General features: G+C 69.0%; 18 protein-coding genes. 12 read left to right on the top strand and 6 right to left on the bottom strand.

Annotated features, from left to right (window positions below; translation table 11 throughout):
- From phoB to DMC18_RS17010, 6 genes are all read right to left on the bottom strand, one after another.
- The coding region (phoB, locus tag DMC18_RS17035) for a phosphate regulon transcriptional regulator PhoB (protein WP_110133130.1) at positions 1 to 680 on the bottom strand (680 nt) is incomplete at its 3' end.
- Positions 681 to 701: 21 nt separating this feature from the next.
- Positions 702 to 1,394, bottom strand: a complete 693-nt coding sequence (gene phoU, locus DMC18_RS17030; protein WP_110121099.1) for a phosphate signaling complex protein PhoU — start codon at positions 1,392 to 1,394, stop codon at positions 702 to 704.
- 23 nt (positions 1,395 to 1,417) lie between these two features.
- Positions 1,418 to 2,260, bottom strand: a complete 843-nt coding sequence (gene pstB / locus DMC18_RS17025) for a phosphate ABC transporter ATP-binding protein PstB (protein WP_370444041.1) — start codon at positions 2,258 to 2,260, stop codon at positions 1,418 to 1,420.
- A gap of 55 nt (positions 2,261 to 2,315) precedes the next feature.
- A complete protein-coding gene (pstA, locus tag DMC18_RS17020; RefSeq protein WP_110133128.1) occupies positions 2,316 to 3,629 on the bottom strand; it encodes a phosphate ABC transporter permease PstA in 1,314 nt (437 codons plus the stop codon).
- On the bottom strand, positions 3,622 to 5,064 hold the full coding sequence (gene pstC, locus DMC18_RS17015; RefSeq protein ID WP_110121096.1) for a phosphate ABC transporter permease subunit PstC: 1,443 nt from the start codon (positions 5,062 to 5,064) through the stop codon (positions 3,622 to 3,624). Before pstC ends, pstA begins: the two co-directional genes overlap by 8 nt.
- 102 nt (positions 5,065 to 5,166) lie before the next feature.
- Entirely contained in the window at positions 5,167 to 6,624 is a 1,458-nt protein-coding gene (locus DMC18_RS17010; protein ID WP_110133127.1) for a cell wall metabolism sensor histidine kinase WalK, read from the bottom strand.
- Positions 6,625 to 6,866: 242 nt separating this feature from the next.
- Here DMC18_RS17010 and DMC18_RS27335 point away from each other — a divergent pair, with 242 nt between their 5' ends.
- From DMC18_RS27335 to DMC18_RS16955, 12 genes are all read left to right on the top strand, one after another.
- On the top strand, positions 6,867 to 8,315 hold the full coding sequence (locus DMC18_RS27335) for a hypothetical protein (protein ID WP_370444626.1): 1,449 nt from the start codon (positions 6,867 to 6,869) through the stop codon (positions 8,313 to 8,315).
- 58 nt (positions 8,316 to 8,373) lie between these two features.
- Positions 8,374 to 10,104 carry an autotransporter outer membrane beta-barrel domain-containing protein gene (locus DMC18_RS27330; RefSeq protein WP_370444625.1) on the top strand — a complete coding sequence of 577 codons (1,731 nt, stop codon included), beginning with the start codon at positions 8,374 to 8,376 and terminating at the stop codon, positions 10,102 to 10,104.
- Between the two features lie 204 nt (positions 10,105 to 10,308).
- Positions 10,309 to 11,781: a porin gene (locus DMC18_RS17000; RefSeq protein ID WP_110133126.1), complete on the top strand. Its 1,473-nt coding sequence runs from the start codon at positions 10,309 to 10,311 to the stop codon at positions 11,779 to 11,781.
- A gap of 242 nt (positions 11,782 to 12,023) precedes the next feature.
- On the top strand, positions 12,024 to 13,052 hold the full coding sequence (locus DMC18_RS16995) for a sulfate ABC transporter substrate-binding protein (RefSeq protein WP_110121091.1): 1,029 nt from the start codon (positions 12,024 to 12,026) through the stop codon (positions 13,050 to 13,052).
- A 114-nt stretch (positions 13,053 to 13,166) separates the two neighbouring features.
- Entirely contained in the window at positions 13,167 to 14,213 is a 1,047-nt protein-coding gene (locus DMC18_RS16990) for a sulfate ABC transporter substrate-binding protein (RefSeq protein WP_110121090.1), read from the top strand.
- A gap of 171 nt (positions 14,214 to 14,384) precedes the next feature.
- Positions 14,385 to 15,494 (top strand): histidine kinase dimerization/phosphoacceptor domain -containing protein, encoded by a 1,110-nt coding sequence (locus DMC18_RS16985; RefSeq protein WP_110121089.1) that lies wholly within the window; start codon positions 14,385 to 14,387, stop codon positions 15,492 to 15,494.
- 15 nt (positions 15,495 to 15,509) lie between these two features.
- On the top strand, positions 15,510 to 15,974 hold the full coding sequence (locus tag DMC18_RS16980; protein ID WP_110121088.1) for a response regulator: 465 nt from the start codon (positions 15,510 to 15,512) through the stop codon (positions 15,972 to 15,974).
- The gene (locus DMC18_RS16975; RefSeq protein WP_110121087.1) at positions 15,974 to 16,270 is read left to right on the top strand and encodes a SemiSWEET family sugar transporter; all 297 of its coding nucleotides are present in this window, start codon (positions 15,974 to 15,976) and stop codon (positions 16,268 to 16,270) included. Before DMC18_RS16980 ends, DMC18_RS16975 begins: the two co-directional genes overlap by 1 nt.
- A 59-nt stretch (positions 16,271 to 16,329) precedes the next feature.
- Positions 16,330 to 17,244, top strand: a complete 915-nt coding sequence (gene argB, locus DMC18_RS16970) for an acetylglutamate kinase (protein WP_110121086.1) — start codon at positions 16,330 to 16,332, stop codon at positions 17,242 to 17,244.
- 4 nt (positions 17,245 to 17,248) lie between these two features.
- The gene (locus DMC18_RS16965; protein ID WP_110121085.1) at positions 17,249 to 17,908 is read left to right on the top strand and encodes a pyrimidine 5'-nucleotidase; all 660 of its coding nucleotides are present in this window, start codon (positions 17,249 to 17,251) and stop codon (positions 17,906 to 17,908) included.
- 1 nt (position 17,909) lies between these two features.
- The gene (gene dapD / locus DMC18_RS16960; RefSeq protein ID WP_110121084.1) at positions 17,910 to 18,755 is read left to right on the top strand and encodes a 2,3,4,5-tetrahydropyridine-2,6-dicarboxylate N-succinyltransferase; all 846 of its coding nucleotides are present in this window, start codon (positions 17,910 to 17,912) and stop codon (positions 18,753 to 18,755) included.
- A gap of 20 nt (positions 18,756 to 18,775) precedes the next feature.
- Positions 18,776 to 19,667 (top strand): leucine-rich repeat domain-containing protein (locus DMC18_RS16955; RefSeq protein ID WP_110133129.1); only part of this gene is annotated, 892 nt, incomplete at its 3' end.

Here is a 19,667-nt window from a genome sequence, read left to right as displayed (position 1 = left end):
ACGTCCAGCGAGTAGCCGGCCGAGCGGACGGTGCGGATCGGGTCGGCTTCGGCGGCGCCGATCAGCGCCTTGCGCAGGCGGCCGATGTGGACGTCGACGGTGCGGGCCTCGACATAGACGTCAGAGCCCCAGACGGCGTCCAGCAGCTGTTCGCGGCTGAACACCCGGCCCGGGTGCTGCATCAGGTAGTCGAGCAGGCGGAACTCGGTCGGGCCAAGGTGCACTTCCTTGCCCTGGCGCTTCACGCGGTGGGCCACCCGGTCGATGATGATGTCGCCGACCGTGATGCGGTCGTCGGCGAGGGCCGGGCGGATGCGGCGCATCACGGCGCGGACCCGGGCGGTCAGTTCAACCATCGAGAACGGCTTGACCACGTAGTCGTCGGCGCCGGTGTCGAGCCCCCGAATCCGGTCGCTCTCTTCACCCCGGGCCGTCAGCATGATGATCGGCACGTTGCGGGTGTCGGTGCGGCCGCGCAGGCGACGGCAGACCTCGATGCCCGAGACCTTGGGCAGCATCCAGTCGAGGATGACGAGGTCCGGCGCGCGCTCGCTGGCCAGGGTCAGGGCTTCCTCGCCGTCGGCGGCCACCGAGACCTGGTAGCCTTCCTTGTCGAGATTGTAGTGAAGCAGAGTGGCCAGGGCGTCCTCGTCCTCGACCACCAGAACGTACGGAGTCACGTCGACCGGCCCTCCAGAGGCTTACTGAGCGATCACGTCGAGCTTGGGACGCTGGGAGATGATCTCCTCGCCCGTCAGCTCGAAATGGATGTTCTCGGCGATGTTCGTCGCGTGGTCGCCGATGCGCTCGAGGTTCTTGGCCACGAACAGCAGGTGGGTGCAGGCGTTGATCGTGCGCGGGTCGCCCATCATGTAGGTCAGCAGTTCGCGGAAGATCGAGTTGTAGTGCTCGTCGACTTCCTCGTCGCTGCTCCAGACGCTGATGGCGCGCTGCACGTCCGAGGCCGTGTAGGCGTCGAGCACGTCCTTCAGGCGGCCTTGCACCAGGCGGCCCATGCGCTCGATCGAGCGGGTCAGGGCGCTCATCGGCTCGGCGTCGTTGAGGATCAGGGCGCGCTTGCCGATGTTCTTGGCCAGGTCGCCGCAGCGCTCGAGGTTCATCGAGATCTTCAGGGCGGCGACGGCGTGGCGCAGATCCACGGCCATCGGCTGGCGCAGGGCGATCAGGCGGAACGCCTTGCGCTCGATCTCGACCTGCAGGGTGTCGAGGCGCTCATCGCGGCCGACCACGCTCTGGGCGAGGCCCGCGTCACGGCGGGCGATGCACTCGATGGCGTCGGCCACCTGGGCTTCGGCGAGGCCGCCCATGCGGGTGACCTCGGCCGTCAGGTGGTTCAGCTCTTCGCCGTAGGATTTGACGGTATGCTCGGTCATGTCCTGTTTCCTTCCGCCTGCGCTTAACCGAAGCGGCCGGTGATGTAGTCCTGGGTGCGGCTGTCGCGAGGATTGGTGAACATCTCCTCGGTCGGACCGCTCTCGACCAGCTTGCCGAGGTGGAAGAAGGCCGTCTTCTGCGAGACGCGGGCGGCCTGGGCCATCGAGTGGGTGACGATGACGATGCAGAACTGGCTGCGCAGCTCGTCGATCAGCTCCTCGATCTTGGCCGTGGCGATCGGGTCCAGCGCCGAGCAGGGCTCGTCCATCAGGATCACTTCGGGCGAGACGGCGATCGCGCGGGCGATCACCAGACGCTGCTGCTGGCCGCCCGACAGGCCGGTGCCCGGCTGATGCAGGCGGTCGGCGACCTCGTTCCACAGGCCGGCCTTCTTGAGGCTGCTCTCGACGATGGCCTCCAGCTCGTCCTTGCGGGTGGCGATGCCGTGGATCTTGGGACCATAGGCGACGTTCTCGAAGATGGTCTTCGGGAAGGGGTTCGGCTTCTGGAACACCATGCCGACGCGCGAGCGCAGCACCACCGGGTCGACGCTCTTGGCGTTGACGTCGGCGCCGTCGATCTCGATCGCGCCCTGCACCCGGGCCGACGGGATGGTGTCGTTCATCCGGTTGATGCAGCGCAGGAAGGTCGACTTGCCGCAGCCCGACGGGCCGATGAAGGCGGTGACCGACTTGGCCGGGATGTCCAGCGCCACGTCGAACAGGGCCTGCTTGTCGCCGTAGAAGACGTTGACGTCGCGGGCGCGGATCTTGAAGTCGCGGGTCTCGACCACGCCGTGGCCTTGCGGCACGGCGGTGTGGATCACGGGCGCGGCGACGCCGCCGTCGCGGTTCTGGGTGGGCATGGCGTGTCCCTGGACGAGGGCGAGAGCGTTGGGGTTGGTGACGGTCATATGGATCCTACCACCGGCGTTCGAAGCGGCGGCGCAGGATGACGGCCGCGGCGTTCATGACGATCATGAAGATCAGAAGGACGAGAATGGCGGCGGCGGTGCGCTCGTGGAAGGCGCGTTCCGACGCGTTCTCCCAGATGAACACCTGCACCGGCAGCACGGTCGAGGCGCCGGTGAAGCCTTCCGGCACGCCGGGCACGAACGAGACCATGCCGATCATCAGCAGCGGAGCCGTTTCGCCGAGCGCGTGGGCCAGCGACAGGATGGCGCCGGTCATCACGCCGGGCATGGCCAGCGGCAGCACGTGGTGGAACACGGTCTGGGCGCGGGAGGCGCCGACGCCGAGGGCGGCTTCGCGGATCGAGGGCGGCACGGCCTTCAGCGCCGAGCGGGTGGCGATGATCACGGTCGGCAGGGCCATCAGGGCCAGCACCAGGCCGCCGACCAGCGGCGAAGACCGCGGCACATGCAGCCAGTTGATGAACAAAGCCAGACCGAGCAGGCCGTAGACGATCGAGGGGACGGCCGCGAGGTTGTTGATGTTGACCTCGATGACGTCGGTCCAGCGGTTCTTCGGGGCGAACTCTTCCAGGTAGACGGCGGCCATCACCCCGACCGGCACCGCGATCATGGCGGTGATGATCAGCATCAGGGCCGAGCCGACCACCGCGCCCAGCACGCCGGCCTGTTCGGGCTCGGTCGAGTCGGACTTGGTGAAGAAGCCGAAGTTGAAGCCGCCCTTGACGGTGCCGCTCTTCTCCAGCTGGTCCAGCCAGCCGAGCTGCTGGTTGTCGAGCTTGCGGTCTTCCTCGGCGGTCGCGCGCTTGATCTCGCCCTTGTAGTAGAGGTCGGCGTCGGCCTTGACCGGACCGGTGACGGTGATCGTCTTGCCGATCACCGACGGGTCGGCCTTGATCTTGTCGAGCAGCTGGAAGCCGAGATCGCGCGAGACCAGGTCCATGACCTTGCCCGACGTGGTGCCCAGCTCGTCGTCCTGGATGTTCAGCTTCTTCATCACCGCTTCGGCGACGATGTAGTCGTAGTTGACGCCGTCGAGCGCGGTGCGGTCGATGCGGTCCGGGTTCAGGTAGACCGGCACGCTGATCGAGTGGGTCTCGAAGGTGGTGTAGCCCTGGGCGACGATGCGGCCCACCAGCACGACCAGGAAGATCATGGCCACGACGATGGCCGCGATGCCCTGGGCCTTGAACCACATTTCCGAGCGGTAGCGCTTCTTCAGGCGGGCTTCGGCGGCCGAGAGCGTCGCGCGGGGGCCCTGCCCGTGCGGAGCGGCGCCGGCGGTGATGGCGGCGTCAGTCATATTGTTCCCGATACTTCTGGACGATGCGCAGGGCGATGATGTTGAGCGCCAGGGTCACGACGAACAGCGTCAGGCCCAGGCCGAAGGCCGAAAGGGTCTTGGGGCTGTCGAACTCCTGGTCGCCGGTGAGCAGGGTGACGATCTGCACGGTCACGGTGGTGACGGTGTCGAGCGGGTTGACGGTCAGCTTGGCCTGCAGGCCCGCGGCCATGGTCACGATCATGGTCTCGCCGACGGCGCGGGACACGGCCAGCAGCATGGCGGCCATGATGCCCGGCAGGGCGGCCGGCAGGATGACCCGCTTGACCGTCTCGGACTTGGTGGCGCCCATGGCGTAGCTGCCATCACGCAGGGATTGCGGCACGGCGTTGATGATGTCGTCCGACAGCGAGGAGACGAACGGGATTAGCATGATCCCCATCACCACCCCGGCCACCAGGGCCATCTGGTTCTGGACTTCCATCAGGTACTGGCCGACGCCGTCCAGCGGACCGCCGATCAGCACCGCGCCGATGGCGTTGAAGCCGGCGCGGAACAGCGGACCCACGGTCAGGGCGGCGAAGAAGCCGTAGACCACGGTCGGCACCCCGGCCAGGATCTCGAGCAGCGGCTTGATCGTCGAGCGCATGCCGCGGCTGGCGTATTCCGAGAGGTAGATCGCCGAGTAGAGGCCGACGGGCGCGGCCACCAGCATGGCGATCAGCATGATCAGGAAGGTGCCGGCGAAGAGCGGCACGGCCCCGAAGGCGCCCGACGAGGCCACCTGGTCGGCGCGCATGGCGATCTGCGGGCTCCACTCGGTGCCGAACAGGAACGACAGCGGGTTGACGCTCTGGAAGAAGCGCCAGCTTTCCCAGACCAGCGACAGGACGATGCCCAGGGTTGTCAGCACGGCGGCGACCGAGCAGGCGATCAGCAGGCCGTTGATCCAGCCCTCGACCCGGTTGCGGGCGCGGAATTCCAGGCCCACCCGCGGCAGCGCCAGCAGCACGCCGATCAGGGCCACCAGCGAAGCCAGGCCGATCGTGCTGTAGCGCACGATGGCGGTGATCTTGCGGGACTCGGCGACCTTGGCGTCGAGCGCGGTCTTCAGCTCGCCCTCGTAGGCGACTTCCGACGGCGCTTCCTTGGCCGCGATGGCGCGGGCGTCGCTGAAGAAGACGTCCTGGCGGTCGGGCGTCAGGGCCGAGACGGCCGCCGGACGTTCGGCCTGCAGGACCGCCTCCTCGAGCCGGCCGCCGAACACGGCGCCGAGCAGCAGCAGGAGGGCGGCCGGAGCGCCGGCCCAGAGGGCGGCGTAGGCGCCGTAATAGTTGGGCAGCGAGTGGAGGCGCACCGAAGCGCCGCCGGCCGCCTTGAGCGCTCGGCCCCGACCGAGCAGGAACGCCGCCAGCGCGAACAGCGCCAGGAAGAGGAGCGAGAGCCAGGTCAGCATGCGTGAAGCGGTCTTGCGCGTAGGATGCGAGCACGGCGCCCGTTGCGCCGCCCCGCCCGTGACCGATCTATGCCGGCCGGGCGCCGACCTTATGCGACGTTTCTACGACAGTTTTACGACACCGCCCGGCCCGGCCCCGTCAACTGTGGCCAAGTCCTTGTCGGGCAGGGTTTTGGCCATCGGCAGGTAGACGCCGAAGGTCGCCCCCTCGCCCTGGGTCGACTCCACGTGCAGGCCGCCGCGGTGACGATTGACGATGTGCTTGACGATGGCCAGGCCCAGGCCCGTGCCCGAGCGGTCGCCGCTCTTCTGACCCTCGACGCGGTAGAAGCGCTCGGTCAGGCGCGGCAGGTGCTCGCGGGCGATGCCCGGCCCCTTGTCGCCGACCCGCAGGCCCGCGAACAGCGACTCCGACTCCGAATGGTCGGGCGTCAGCAGCGACAGCCGCGCGGCGGACGGGTCGCGCGGGGCGACGGCCGTGGCCGGCGTCAGGCCGGGGAAGATCTCGACCCGCACGACGCCGTCCTTGGGCGTGTACTTGATGGCGTTGTCGACGAGGTTCTGGACCACCTGGACGATCTGGTCGCGGTCGCCCTCGACCACCGCCGAGCCGCGCGGCGGCAGGATGGCGTCGAAGCTGACCTGCTTGTCGCGCGCCTGCGGGGCCAGGGCGTCGATGACGTCCTGGGCGGCCATGGCCAGGTCGACGCGGCCGGCCGGGGCGATGTGCTCGTTGAGCTCGATGCGCGACAGGCTCATCAGGTCGTCGATCAGCCGCGACATCCGCTCGGCCTGGGCCTGCATGATGCCCAGGAACTTGTCGCGGGCGCCCGGATCTTCCTTGGCGTGGCCGCGCAGGGTCTCGATGAAGCCCGACAGCGAGGCCAGCGGCGTGCGCAGCTCGTGGCTGGCGTTGGCCAGGAAGTCGGCGCGGGTGCGCTCGCTGCGGCGCACGTCGGTCTCGTCGCGCAGCACCAACAGGGCCAGCTGCGAGCCGCGGTCGTCGCGGCCCAGCGGCCGGGCGTGGGCGGTCCAGTCGCGGCCCTGCGAGCCGACGCCGGTCCATTCCACCGTGCGCTCGACGCCGCCGAACAGGCTCTCGTCCACCGCCTCCAGCACCTGGGGGCTGCGCACGGCGGTCACCAGCAGGGCGCTTTCCCGGATGCGGAAGCGCTCGCGGGCGGCGGCGTTGGCGAAGACGAAGCGTCGGCCGGTCAGGTCGTCGGCCTCTTCGGCGGCGATGACCATCAGCGGCTCGGGCAGGTTCTCCAGGATCACCGCGAAGGGCGGGGCCCGGGCGGCGATCGCGGCGGCCGGGGCGGCGACCAGCGAGGCGTCCTCGATCAGGCGGCGCAGGCGGCGCAGCAGGAAGATCCCGCCGCCGCCCAGCAGCACCGCGGCCGGCAAAGCGACGCCCGGCTGGGCGGCGCCCAGAGCGGTCATGGCCACAAGAGCGACCGGCCCGCCGGCGATCGCCGTCCAGGCCCCGGCCCACGCGCCCGCCAAGGGACCGCCCCAGCGATCCGGCGCGACCGGCGAAGGGGGGGAGACGGTGGGCATGGCGGGGGTCCGGGCTCCATCTGGCGAGGCGGGCCTCGAACGGCCCGACGGGGGGACCAAGGCTCGTAGGCCAGTTTTGTGACGAAGCGATGATTCGTCGAAGCAGATATGGCGCCGCCCGATCTCATGGGATAGACGGGGAACCCCTAGATGCGTGTCGGTCGCGGTGTTCACCGCAATTTCGCCGCAACCTGACGCAATCTCGGGGGCAGAGGGTATTCTCCTTAGGGTGGTCGGTTCGTATGCAGCGCAAGGTCCTGGTCGCGACGGTCGCGGCCGCTCCTCTGATGGCCATGGCCTTGGCCGCGCAGGCCGAGACCGTCATCAATTCCGAACGGACGACCCCGATCGCCACCGCCTCGGCGGGAACCGGCGGCGCGGCCGACGATGTCAAGATCGACACGGGCGGCACGATCAAGCTGACGGCCTCCGGCGCGCTGGTGACGCTGAACAGCAACAATAAGGTCACCAACACCGGCTCGCTGACGACCCAGGGCGTCAACGATTCCACGGGCATACTGATCAATGGCGGCACGACCGGCACGGTCACCAACACCGCCACGATCACGCTCGACGAGGACTACACCGCCACCGACACCGACTCGGACGGCGACATCGACGGCGCCTTCGCGCTGGGCCAGAACCGCTACGGCATCCGCCTGACCGGTCCCGGCGCCTTCACCGGCGACATCCTGGCCACCGGCGGCTCGATCACCATCGAGGGCAACAACTCGGCCGGCATCTCGCTGGAGAGCGCCCTGGTCGGCAACCTGACCAACGGCGGCACGATCGCCGTCACCGGCAACAACAGCTACGGCGTGCACGTCGCGGCCCCGGTGACCGGCAAGGTCACCATCAACGGCGGCGTCAGCACCGTCGGCCAGAACTCGGTCGGCGTGGCCATCGACGGCGACATCACCGGCGCCTTCGTGGTGCAGGGCGGGATCAGCGCCACCGGCTACCGCTACACCAGCCGGCCCTCCGACAAGACCGTGCGCGACAAGCTCGACGCCGACGACCTGCTGCAGGGCGGCTCGGCCGTCCGCGTGGCCGGCAACGTCACCGGCGGCGTGCTGCTCGACATCCGCCCGGCCGACAACGACACCACCAAGACCGACGAAGACGGCGACGGCGTCGAGGACGCCTCGGAAGGCACCAGCGCGCTGACCGTCTACGGCGGCGCCCCGGCCCTGCTCATCGGCTCGGACACCGGCGCGATCACCATCGGCGCGGTCGGCACGGGCGACAACGCCTACGGCGTGATCGCCAAGGGCACGATCCTGGCCAACGGCCTCTTCGACAACGTCGCGGCCACCGGCGTGCAGCTGGGCGGCAACGCCGGCCAGGCGACCAACATCGCCGGCGGCTTCCGTTCGGACGCCGGGATCACCGTCCAGGCCTACGAGGCCAACAGCACCGGCATCCGGGTCACCGCGGGCGGCAACGCCCCGATGATCTGGAACAAGGGCACGATCTACGCCTACAGCGTCTCCGAAGGCGCGTTCGACGCCCGCGGCGTGGTCATCGAGGCCGGCGGCGGGACGACCACCCTGCGCAACGCCGGCGTGATCAATTCGACCGTCGTCGGCGAGAAGGGCACGGCCTACGGCGTCATCGACCTATTCGGGCGGCCTGACCACGATCGAGAACACCGGCTCGATCCTCGCCTCGATCTCGCCCACGGACGATGATCTCGACACCGACGACAGCGACACCGACGCCAGCAACGAGACCATCACCGGCAAGGCGGTGGCCATCGACGTCAGCCGCAACACCACCGGCGTCACCCTGACCCAGAACGGCGTCAACGACGGCGACGACGGGGCCGACGGCGTGGCCGACACCGACACGGACGGCGACGGCGTCGACGACGCCGACGAGCCGGCCATCATCGGCGCCATCCGCTTCGGCTCGGGCGCCGACACCTTCAACGTGCTGAACGGCACCGTCGTGAGCGACATCTCGTTCGGCGACGGCGCCGACGTGTTCCGCATCGACGGCGGCGCGGCCGTGATCGGCTCGATCAGCGACAGCGACGGCCGGCTGGACGTCACCATCGGCAAGGGCTCGCTGGGCCTGACCAAGGCCGAAACGATCAACATCACCAGCCTGACCCTCGGCGCCGAGAGCAAGCTGGTGTTCACCGCCGACCCGGCGACCTCGACCAATACCCGCCTGGTGGTGTCGGGCGCGGCCAACGTCGCCAGCGGCGCGCAGCTTGGCCTGCGCCTGACCAGCCTGCTGAGCGCCCCGACCACGTACACGGTGATCACCGCCGGTTCGCTGACCAGCGGGGCCCTGGGCCAGAGCCTGCTCGACGACGCGCCCTACATGTACGTCGCCAGCAGCCGCGCCGACGCCAACAACGTCTATATCGACGTGCGCCGCCGCACCGCCGCCGAGATCGGCATGGCCCGCTCGGGCGCGTCGGCCTACGACGCGATCTTCAACGCCCTCAGCGGCGACTCCGACGTGGCCAGCGCCTTCCTGGGCATCAGCGACCGCGGCTCGTTCCTGAACCGCTACAACCAACTGCTGCCAGACCAGGGCGAGGGCATGTTCGCCACCCTGCAGACCGTCACCCAGCAGATCTCGCAGGCCACCTCGATCCGGCCCGATCCGGGCGACCGCTACGGACCCGACAGCATCTGGGTCCAGGAAATCAACGCCCTGGTCCGTCGCGAAGACGGCCCGACCCTGGGCACCGACACCCAGGCCTTCGGCTTCGTGGCCGGCTACGAGGCGATGGGCGACGCGGGCGGCGCCCTGGGCGTGACCCTGGCCTACACCGCCCTGGAAGAGCACGACACCGTCGCCCAGGTCGGCGAACAGACCACCTCGTCGCTGGTCCAGACGGGCGTCTACTGGCGCCGGTCGGTGGGCCCGTGGCGCTTCAACGTCGGCGGCGGCGTCGGCTACGGCTGGTTCGACAGCGACCGGGTGTTCCTGATCGACGCCAACGGCGACGGCGTCTACGAGGAAAAGCGCAAGGCCAGCAGCGACTGGGGCGCCCTGACCGCCAACGCCTTCGCCGGCACGGCCTACGAAGTGAAGTTCGGCCGCTTCTTCTCGCGTCCGGAAGCGCGCGTCGACTACACCTACCTCAACGAGTCGAGCCACGACGAGACCGGCGGCGGCAAGGTGATGGACAACGAGATCGGCCGGCGCAAATGGAGCAACCTCAGCGGCGACGTGGGCGTCGTGCTGGGCGCCGAGTTCGGCCGCGACGTCTGGGTGCGCCCGGAAGTCCGCGTCGGCTACCGCAAGACCCTGGCCGGCAAGCTGGCCGACACCGTCGCCACCCTGAACGGCCAGACCTACGTGCTGGAGCCGTTCGACGACAAGGACGGCGCCCTGACCCTGGGCTTCGCCCTGCGGGCCGGCACGGCGATGTCCTACGTGGCGCTGGAAGGCACGGCCGAAAGCACCAAGCGCCAGAAGCGCTACAACGTGAAGCTCACCGGCCGGACGATGTTCTAGACACCGTCCGCCTAGGTGGAGAAGAGGGCCTCGCACAACGTGCGGGGCCTTTTTCATAAGGGCTTTGCGCCCAAGTTGGCGACAATCCGCCGCAGTCGCCGCGGCCTTCCCGCCTCGCCACGCTAAAGGTCCGTTTAAGGACTAATATTAAGGCTGTTCCCATCGATAACAGACGGCGGCCCTGATCGCCGTGAGGGGAAGACCTTGACCATCCATCGCTTCGCCCGGGGCGCCGCCGCCCTGGCCGGCGCCGCGACGCTCGTCGTCGCCGGCGGCGCTCACGCCCAAGCTCCGTCAAATGGGGCGGCGTCCGACCAGCAGGCCCGCATCGAGGCCCTGGAGGCCCAGCTGGCGGCTCTTCAGAAGCAGATCGCCGAGATCAAGACCGCGACCGCCGCGGCCCCGAAGGCGGCCCCCGCCGCCGCGCCCGTCGCCGCTCCGGCCGCGACCGTCAGCATCGCCGGCGGCCGTCCGACCATCGCCTCGACCGACGGCGCCTTCAGCGCCACCCTGCACGGGGTGATGCAGCTCGACACCGCCCACTACTTCCAGGACAAGGGCCTGCCGGCGGTGATCGGCAACGGCCGCGACCTCAACAGCGGCAGCAACTTCCGCCGCGCGCGCCTGGGCATGGACGGCAAGGTCTTCAAGAACTTCGACTACAGCGTTCTGCTCGACTTCGGCGGCGCCGGCACCGACGGCTCGGGCGTGCTGCAGGAGCTGTTCCTCCAGTACAACTACGCGCCGTTCAAGGTGCGCGTCGGCGCCTTCGCCCCGAACGTGGGCCTGGAGGACGCCGGCTCGACCAACGGCTCGCTGTTCGCCGAGCGCCCCGCGATCTCGGAACTGACCCGCGGCCTGGCCGCCGCCGACCGCCGCTACGCCCTGCAGGTGCAGACCGGCGGCGAGCGCTGGCTGCTGTCGGCCGCCGCCACCGGCGGCAAGACCGGCGACGCCCAGACCTTCGACGAGCAGCAGGGCTTCGTGGCCCGCGCCGCCTTCCTGCCGGTCAAGACCAAGGACTGGATCGTGCACACCGGCGTCGGCGCCGGCTACATCGTCACCCCGGCCCAGACGGCCGTCGGCGGCGCCTATCCGCTGACCCTGACCGAGCGTCCGGAACTGCGGGTCGACGGGACCACCCTGGTCACCACCGGGGCCATCGACGCCGACAACCTGCGCCACGTGGGCGTGGAGCTGGCCGTCCAGCACAAGAACCTGCTGATCCAGAGCGAGTACTTCGACATCGCGCTGGACCGCCGCAACCCGGCGGCCGGCGTCAGCGATCCGAAGTTCGGCGGCTGGTACATCGAGGGCGGCTGGGTGCTGACCGGCGAGAGCCGCCGCTACAACGGCTCGACCTTCGCCTTCGACGCCCCGTCGATCGCCAACCCCTTCGACCCGAAGGCCGGCAAGTGGGGCGCCTGGGAACTGGCGGCGCGCTATTCGGTGCTCGACCTGAACCACCACGAGACCGCGACCCTGGCGGCCGACCGGGTGCGCGGCGGCGAGCAGACGATCTGGACGGCCGGGGTGAACTGGTTCCCCAACTCGGTGACCAAGTTCTCGCTCGACTATCTGGACGTCGACATCGACCGCCTGGATCCGGCTGGCGGGACCGTGGCGCTGAGCCAGGGCTACCAGGCCGTCAACCTGCGCAGCCAGTTCGCGTTCTAGATCTTTCCCCTCCCCCCTCTCCCTTCCCCCTTGATGGGGGAAGGGTCGGGGATGGGGGTGACTGCTGAGCCGGCTACTGTGCAGCGTTGGACGCCGCATCACCCCCACCCCTGCCCCTCCCCCATCGAGGGGGAGGGGACCGCGGAAGCGCCGCCCCTTTCTGATCCCGCCTTCAGAAACATTCGCGCGTACAACGGGAGCGAGATCGGCCAAGGTTTCGGCGTTATCCCAGAGGACGCCCGATGACCCTGCCCCGCCCGCTTTCCCGCCGAGACCTGTCGATCGGCGTCGGCGCCGCGGCGGCGGCCGCGCCCCTTGGCGCCCTGGCGCAAGGCCCCAAGGTCGTGACGCTGCTGAACGTCAGCTACGATCCGACCCGCGAGCTCTATCAGGAGATCAACCCGGCCTTCGCCGCCTACTGGAAGCGCCGGGTCGGCCAGACGCTGGACATCAAGCAGAGCCACGGCGGCTCGGGCAAGCAGGCCCGCTCGGTGATCGACGGGCTGCAGGCCGACGTCGTCACCCTGGCCCTGGCGGACGACATCGACCAGATCGCCGCCCGCGGCCTGATCGCCAGGAACTGGCAGTCGCGGCTGCCCAAGAACTCGGCCCCCTACACCTCGACGATCATCTTCCTGGTCCGCAAGGGCAACCCGAAGGGGATCAGGGACTGGTGCGACATCGTCAAACCCGGCGTCGAGATCATCACCCCCAACCCCAAGACCGGCGGCGCGCCGCGCTGGGCCTATCTGGCGGCCTGGGCCTGGGCGCTGAAGCAGAAGGGCGGCGACGACGCCAAGGCCCGCGCCTTCGTCCAGCAGCTCTATCGCCAGGTGCCGGTGCTCGACAGCGGGGCGCGCGGCTCGATGACCACCTTCGCCCAGCGGGGCGTCGGCGACGTGCTGCTGACCTGGGAGAACGAGGCCCACCTGGCCCGCGAGGAGTTCGGGGCCGACAGGTTCGAGATCGTCTATCCGTCGCGCTCGATCCTGGCCGAGCCGTCGGTGGCCGTGGTCGACAAGGTGGTGCAGCGGCGCGGCACGCGGCTGGTGGCCGAAGGCTATCTGAACTTCCTCTACAGCCCGCTGGCCCAGGACATCATCGGCAAGCATCACTACCGGCCGCGCGACCCGAAGGCGGCGGCCAAGTACGCCGCCAAGTTCCCCGACATCCCGCTGGCGACCATCGACCGCGAGTTCGGCGGCTGGGCGAAAGCCCAGGCCCGCCACTTCGCCGACGGCGGCGTCTTCGATCAAATCTACCGGCCTTGAGAGTCTTCTTGGGCGTGAAACCTACCTAGGCAATAGGATATAGCGCTTCTGTCACGTTCGTGCGTTATCCGCATGGACCACCCGAGATAACACCCGAGACAGAGCGACATCGCCATGACCACCGCCTTGAAGTCTCCCACCCGCCGCGGCCTGCTGGGCGCGGCCGGCGCCGCCGCCGCCCTCGGGGGCTCGACCCTCACGGCCGGCCAGGCTTTCGCCCAGGCCAAGCCGCTGACCCTGCTGAACGTCAGCTACGACCCGACCCGCGAGCTCTACAAGGCGATCAACGTCGCCTACGCCGCCTACTGGAAGAAGAAGGTCGGCCAGACCCTGACCATCAACCAGAGCCACGGCGGCTCGGGCAAGCAGGCCCGCTCGGTGATCGACGGCCTGGAAGCCGACGTCGTCACGCTCGCCCTGGCCTATGACATCGACGAGATCTCGGACAAGGCCAAGCTGCTGCCGGCCAACTGGCAGTCGCGCCTGCCGCAGAACTCCACGCCCTACACCTCGACCATCGTGTTCCTGGTCCGCAAGGGCAACCCCAAGAAGATCAAGGACTGGGGCGACCTGGTGAAGCCGGGCGTCGAGGTCATCACCCCGAACCCGAAGACCTCGGGCGGCGCGCGCTGGAACTACCTGGCCGCCTGGGCCTGGGCGCTGAAGCAGAAGGGCGGCAACCCGGCCAAGGCCCAAGCCTATATCACCGACCTCTTCAAGCACGTGCCGGTGCTCGACACCGGCGCCCGCGGCGCCACCACCACCTTCACCCAGCGCGGCATCGGCGACGTGCTGCTGGCCTGGGAAAACGAGGCCTTCCTGGCGCTGGAGGAAATCCCGGGCCAGTTCGAGATCGTCGTGCCGTCGATCTCGATCCTGGCCGAACCGCCGGTGGCCGTGGTCGACAAGAACGTCGACCGCCACAAGACCCGCCTGGCGGCCGAGGGCTATCTGCGCTTCCTGTACAGCCCGCTGGCCCAGGACATCATCGCCCAGAACCACTACCGGCCGCGCGACGCCAAGGTCGCGGCCAAGTACGCCGCCAAGTACAAGAAGATCCCGCTGGTGACGATCGACAACACCTTCGGCGGCTGGCGCAAGGCCCAGGCCACGCACTTCGCCGACGGCGGCGTGTTCGACAAGATCTACCAGCCGAAGTAAGGCGCTGAACCCCATCGGGTCAGAAAGCTTGACCTTTCAAGGCGCGGCGGTCCCCCATGGGCCGCCGCGTTTTGCGTTTCAACGCCCAAGCTCGGTCGGGAACCCGACTATCGACCGGGCGTTCAGGCCTGACGGGGCGTACCAATAACAAAAGCCGGGGTCGGGCTCAGGATGACGGATTATCTGAAGTCGCAGCGGGCGGGCGATCAGCTCGCGGCCGAGCACGGCATCGACGACCCCTTCGCCGCGGCGATCCGGGCCACCCGCATGGCGATGATCGTCACCGACGCCACCCAGGCCGACAATCCGATCATCTTCGCCAACGACGCCTTCCTGCGGCTGACCGGCTATGCGCGCTCCGAGGTGATCGGCCGCAACTGCCGCTTCCTGCAGGGTCCCGACACCAGTCCGGCCTCGATCGCCGAGCTGCGCGGGGCCATCGCCGACGGCGACGACATCGCCATGGACATCCTCAACTACCGCAAGGACGGCAGCAGCTTCTGGAACGCGCTGTATCTGAGCCCCGTGCGCAACAAGCAGGGCCAGATCATCTACTTCTTCGGCTCGCAGCTGGACGTCAGCGACAAGAAGCAGACCGAACAGCACCTGCGCGAGACCCGCAGCGACCTGGAACTGGCCGTCGAGGCCCGCACCCGCGAACTGACCCTGGCCCTGGAGCAGAAGACCGCCCTGCTGCACGAGGTCGACCACCGGGTGAAGAACAACCTGCAGCTCATCTCGTCCTTGCTGCTGCTGCAGAACCGCCGCGAGAAGGATCCCGCCCTCAAGCACAGCCTGCGCGGCATGCTGGAGCGGGTGAACGCCATCGCCACCGTCCACCGCCGGCTGTTCCAGAGCGAGGACGTCGAGCGCTTCGACGTCTCGGCCTTCGTGCGCGACCTGGTGTCGGACATGACCGGCTCGGCCAACCGCGAGGAGATCCGCGTGCGGCTGGACCTGGAGCGGGTGGACGTGGCCGCCTCGAAGGCCGCACCCCTGGCCCTGGTGATCAGCGAACTGTTCTCCAACGCCCTGCGCCACGCCTTCCCCGACGGTCGCGCCGGCGAGATTTCGGTATCGATCACTCGCCAAAACGGCGACTTCCGGATCGAAATCGCCGATGACGGCGTTGGAGCAGTTGAAGGGGCCCGGACTTCGGGTTTCGGACTGACCATCGTCCAGCTGCTGTGCCAGCAGCTGAAGGCGCGGTCCGAGACCACGGACGCCGGACCCGGAACGCGCGTCGTCGTCCATCTGCCAGTCAACGGCGCGCATCACTGAGGAAGTAGCTTACCCATGGCCGGGCGTGCGTTGGATGTGCTGATCGTCGAGGACGAGGTCCTGCTGGCCACCGAGCTGGAGTTCCTCGCCCAGGAAGTGGGCTACCACTCCGTGGGCCTGGCCATGAGCTCGGACGAGGCCGTGGACCTGGCCAAGTCGCTGCATCCCGACCTCGCCCTGGTGGACGTGCACCTGCAGGACGGCCCGACCGGCGTCGAGGTGGTGCGCAGGATTCATGACGACTGCGGCTGCGTGGCCCTGTTCATGACCGCCAACGTCAAGCGCCTGCCCGACGATTTCGCCGGCGCCTGCGGGGTGATCGGCAAGCCCTATTCCGAGCACGGGGTGAAGACCGCCCTGGCCTATCTGGCCGTCTGCCTGGAAGAGGACCGCGCGCCGGGCCTGCCGCCGGTGGGGCTGGAACTGGCCCCGGCCTTCGCCGAGCGCTGGGGCCTGACCGAAACGCCCCTTTCGGCCTGATGGCCGAGGCTCCACCGGTCGCCGTCTTCGTCGGGACCGCCGCGGCCCTGCTGTCGATCACCAGCTTCGCCCCGCAGATCGTCAAGATCGTGCGCGAGAAGGACGCCTCGTCGGTGTCGCTGCGGACCTATGTCGTCACCGTCGCGGGCTTCTCGTGCTGGCTGGCCTATGGGCTGATGATCAAGGCCTGGCCGGTGGCGGCGGCCAACCTCGCCTGCCTTGCGATGTCGGCCGCCGTGCTCGCCTTGAAATGGCGCTATGGCCGCAAGGAGGACGTCAAGGACGTCAAAGGGTGACAGGGGGGGCGGGGTCCGCTATCGAGGCCCGCCTAATTTCGCGCACCAGGACCACCGCCTTGACCGAAGTCGCCGAGGAAGCTGGCTGGGCCACCGCCAAGACTCTGGCCGAAGCCCTGCCCTACATCCAGATCTACGACCGCGAGACGGTGGTGATCAAATACGGCGGCCACGCCATGGGCCAGGAAGAGGTGGCCAAGCTGTTCGCCGCCGACGCCGTGCTGCTCAAGCTCCTGGGCGTGCACCCGGTCGTGGTTCACGGCGGCGGTCCGCAGATCAGCCGCATGCTCGACAAGGCCGGCGTGAAGTCGACCTTCGTCGACGGCCTGCGCGTCACCGACGAGGCGACGATGGAAGTGGCCGAGATGGTGCTGTCGGGCGCCATCAACAAGGAAATCGCCAACTGGATCACGCTCGCCGGCGCCGAAGCCGACGTGCGCGGCGTGGGCCTGTCGGGCAAGGACGCCCGCCTGATCACCGCCGAGAAGGTGACCCGGACCCGCAAGGACCCGGACAGCAACATCGAGCAGGCCATCGATCTGGGCTTCGTGGGCGAGCCGACCAAGGTCGATCCGCACCTGATCCAGGCGCTGCTAGGCTCGGAAACCGACTACATCCCGGTGATCGCCCCGATCGGCGTGTCCGAGCAGGGCGAGACCTTCAACATCAACGCCGACACCGTGGCCGGCGCCCTGGCGGGCGCCCTGAAGGCCAAGCGGATGCTGATGCTGACCGACATCAAGGGCGTGCTCGACGCCGATGGCGAGCTGATCCGCGAGATGACCCTGGACCAGGCCCGCCAGCTGATCGCCGACGGCGTCGCCACCGGCGGCATGATCCCCAAGCTCGAGAACGCCATCCACGCCGTGGAAAGCGGCGTCGAAGCCGTGGTCATCCTCGACGGCCGCCGCCCGCACGCCATGCTGGTCGAACTGTTCAGCGAACACGGCGCGGGCACGCTGATCTCGAAGTGATCTGATGGTGGCCGACCTCTCCCACGTCGACACCTGGCTGTTCGACCTCGACAACACCCTCTACCCGGCCGAGACCGAGTTCATGGGGTTGATCGAAGGCCGGATGACCGACTTCGTCGAGCGCTATACCGGGCTTCCGCGCGAGGAAGCCCGGGCGCTGCAGAAGAAGTACTATCTGGAGCACGGCACCACCCTGGCCGGGCTGATGACCTATCACGGCATGGACCCCTCCCAGTTCCTGGAGGAGGTGCACGACGTGTCGCTGGACAACCTGGTCCCCGACCCGGCCCTGCATGCGGCGATCCAGGCCCTGCCCGGCCGGCGGCTGGTGTTCACCAACGGCTCGCTGGGCCACGCCGAGCGGGTGCTGGGACATCTGGGCCTGCGCGACCTGTTCAGCGAGATCTTCGCCATCGAGACGGCCGACTACATCCCCAAGCCGTCGCTGGCGACCTTCGACAAGATCACCAAGCTGCACGCCATCGATCCGCCGACCACGGCCTTCTTCGAGGACAGCGAGAAGAACCTCGTCCCGGCCGCGCGCATCGGCATGACCACCGTGCTGGTCGGCGCCCACGCGGCCGCCTCGACCTCCGAACACGTCCACCATCGCACCAACGACCTCGCCGGGTTCCTGAGCTCGGCGCGCCTGAAGGAAGCCTGACATGACCGCCCTGACCTTCGCCGATCTGCAGACCGAGATCGAAGCCGCCTGGGAGGCCCGCGACGGCGTCTCCACCGCCACCACCGGCCCGGTCCGCACCGCCGTGGAAGAGGCCCTGCTGCTGCTCGACAGCGGCAAGGCCCGCGTCTCGGAGAAGATCGACGGCGAGTGGACCACCCACCAGTGGCTGAAGAAGGCCGTGCTGCTGTCGTTCCGCCTCAACCCCAACACCGTGATGCGCGCCGGCTCGCTGGGCGGCGGCGTCGGTCCGTGGTGGGACAAGGTGGCCAACAAGTTCGACGGCTGGGACGCCCCGCAGTTCGAGGCCGGCGGCTTCCGCGCCGTGCCGGGCGCCATCGTGCGTCGCGGCTCGCACATCTCCAAGAACGTCATCCTGATGCCGTCGTTCGTGAACATCGGCGCCTTCGTCGACGAGGGCACCATGGTCGACACCTGGGTGACGGTCGGTTCGTGCGCCCAGATCGGCAAGCACGTCCACCTGTCGGGCGGCGTCGGCATCGGCGGCGTGCTGGAGCCCCTGCAGGCCAACCCGACCATCATCGAGGACAACTGCTTCATCGGCGCCCGTTCGGAAGTGGTCGAAGGCGTGGTCGTCGGCGAGGGCAGCGTGCTTTCGATGGGCGTCTACCTGTCGGCCTCGACCAAGATCGTCGACCGCAAGACCGGCGAGATCCACATCGGCAAGGTGCCGCCCTACAGCGTCGTGGTGCCGGGCAGCCTGCCCGACAAGAACGGCGGCCCGAGCCTCTACTGCGCCGTGATCGTCAAGACGGTCGACGCCCAGACCCGCTCGAAGACCTCGATCAACGACCTGCTGCGCGACTGATCCGCGTGACGGGGGCGGCCGTGGAACACACCCTGGCCGCCCTGCGCGCCGGCGATCTGGCCGGGGCGCGCGCGCTGAACCTCTCCGGCGCGGACCTTTCCGAGGTTCCGCCGGAGATCTTCGGCCTTTCCGAGACGCTGGAGGTGCTGGACATCGGCGCCACGCGGATCTCGGCCCTACCCGCCGAATTCTCCCGCCTGAAGAAGCTGAAGGTGCTGTTCGCCTCCGGCGCGCCGTTCCGCCGTCTGCCCGAGGTGTTGGGCGACTGCCCGGCCCTGAGCCAGGTCGGCTTCCGGGGCTGCGGGATCGAAGCGGTCCCGGCCGAAGCCCTGCCGCCAGCCCTGCGCTGGCTGACCCTGACCGACAACCGCATCGAGACCCTGCCGCCCGGCCTGGGCGAACGGCCCCTGCTGCAAAAGGTCATGCTGGCCGGCAACCGGCTGGACGCCCTGCCCGACAGTCTGGCCGGCGCGAAGAGCCTGGAACTGCTGCGCGTCGCCGCCAACCGCTTGCCGGCCCTGCCCGGCTGGCTGGCCGAGCTGCCGGCGCTGGCCTGGCTGGCCTGGGCCGGCAATCCGTTCGACACCGCCGTCACCGAGGCTCTCGTTCCGCCGGTCGCCTGGCGTGACCTGGCCCTCGGCAAGGCCCTGGGGCGCGGCGCCTCGGGCGACGTGTTCGAGGTCTCCTGGAAAGACCGCCCCGCCGCCCTGAAGCTGTTTCGCGGGACCATGACCAGCGATGGTTTGCCCGAGCGCGAGATGGCCGCCTGCCTGGCCGCCGGCGAGCACCCGAACCTGACCGGGGCCCTGGGCCGCGTGGTCGGCCATCCGGACGGCGCCGAGGGCCTGCTGATGCCGCTGCTGCCCGACGGCTGGCGGGTGCTGGCCGGTCCGCCGAGCGCGCAAAGCTGCA

Source organism: Caulobacter sp. D5, from assembly GCF_003185805.1.
Lineage (GTDB): Bacteria > Pseudomonadota > Alphaproteobacteria > Caulobacterales > Caulobacteraceae > Caulobacter.
Note: the sequence above shows the minus strand (reverse complement) of the source record. Positions and strands in the feature narration are given on the sequence as shown.